1 protein-coding gene is annotated in these 705 nt (G+C 31.1%); it reads left to right on the forward strand.

Annotated features, from left to right (window positions below; all coding sequences use genetic code 11):
* Positions 1 to 25 precede the first annotated feature (25 nt).
* On the forward strand, positions 26 to 705 hold a 680-nt coding region (locus ABCO64_RS10335; RefSeq protein WP_343089402.1), incomplete at its 3' end, for an ATP-dependent helicase.

Consider the following 705-nt stretch of genomic DNA (forward strand, 5'->3'; position numbering starts at 1 on the left):
GTATAATTTTTATGGGTGATTTTAAATGGATATCTTAATTAAAGACTTAAATGAAGCACAACAAAAAGCGGTTAGCCAAACGGAAGGCCCTGTCATGGCAATTGCAGGGGCTGGAAGCGGTAAAACGAATGTTTTAACGAAGCGCATCGCTTTTTTAATAAATAATGTTGGTGTTCCTAAAGATCAAATTTTAGCCATTACTTTTACGAATAAAGCAGCAAATGAAATGAAAGTAAGAATTGCTAAATTATTAAATGCGCCGACGCAATCTATGTGGATTTCTACATTTCATTCAATGTGTGCACGTATTTTAAGAGAGCATATTGAATATTTAGGGTATGATAAAAGGTTTCAAATTATAGATGACGATGATACCGTTCAAATGATTAAATCGATTCAAAAAGAAAAAGGGATAGACACCAAAACGATTGATCCAAGAAAATTAAAGACACATGTGATGAATTTAAAAAGTGAAGACGTAAACATTAGTCATTATAAAGAACCACTAAGTGGTTATTTGAACATTGTTTTTCCTGAATATGTGAAAAGGCTAAAAGAAAATAATTTGGTGGATTTTGAAGATTTAATTATGTTAACCATTAAACTCTTTAAACAAGAAACCCACCTTTTAAATCATTACCAAAAACTGTTTCAATACATTTTGGTAGATGAATTCCAAGATACAAACAATGCGCAGTATGAATT

Source organism: Methanocalculus natronophilus (assembly GCF_038751955.1).
In the GTDB taxonomy this organism is placed as follows: Archaea; Halobacteriota; Methanomicrobia; order Methanomicrobiales; family Methanocorpusculaceae; genus Methanocalculus; species Methanocalculus natronophilus.